Source organism: Desemzia sp. FAM 23990, assembly GCF_045528485.1.
Lineage (GTDB): Bacteria > Bacillota > Bacilli > Lactobacillales > Carnobacteriaceae > Desemzia.
In genome coordinates this window covers 1-537 of sequence record NZ_JBGQQW010000068.1, presented here as the reverse complement: position 1 = coordinate 537, position 537 = coordinate 1, and the positions used below count along the sequence as shown (strand labels likewise).

Genomic DNA, 537 nt, shown 5'->3' with positions numbered 1-537 from the left:
GACAGATAATTGGGGTGAAGTCGTAACAAGGTAGCCGTATCGGAAGGTGCGGCTGGATCACCTCCTTTCTAAGGAATTAACGGAATTCTACACGGTTCGCTTTTACTTTGTTTAGTTTTGAGAGGTTAATTCTTCTCTCAATTAAATAGTTTGGGGCCTTAGCTCAGCTGGGAGAGCGCCTGCCTTGCACGCAGGAGGTCAGCGGTTCGATCCCGCTAGGCTCCATTGCAACTTAGTTGCAACTGAATAGTGTTCTTTGAAAACTGGATATTGTCTAATAGAAATATTTAAGTAAGAAACCGAGAAACACACCGCGTTTAAAAGAGTTTTTTAATTGTTCTTATCGCAAGATAAAACAAGCAACTTCGGTTGCAACACAATTAGTAATGATAGGTTAAGTTACTAAGGGTGCACGGTGGATGCCTTGGCACTAGAAGCCGATGAAGGACGGGACGAACTCCGATATGCTTTGGGGAGCTGTAAGTAAGCTTTGATCCAGAGATTTCCGAATGGGGGAACCCAGCATCTTTAATAGGA

1 tRNA gene and 2 rRNA genes are annotated in these 537 nt (G+C 43.6%); all 3 read left to right on the top strand.

The features are described from left to right. Positions 1–68: ribosomal RNA gene (locus ACEN4I_RS13455) — 16S ribosomal RNA — on the top strand; the annotation flags it as partial. 84 nt (positions 69–152) lie between these two features. After that, positions 153–225, top strand: a tRNA-Ala gene (locus ACEN4I_RS13450). A gap of 167 nt (positions 226–392) precedes the next feature. Further along, positions 393–537 (top strand): 23S ribosomal RNA (locus ACEN4I_RS13445); the annotation flags it as partial.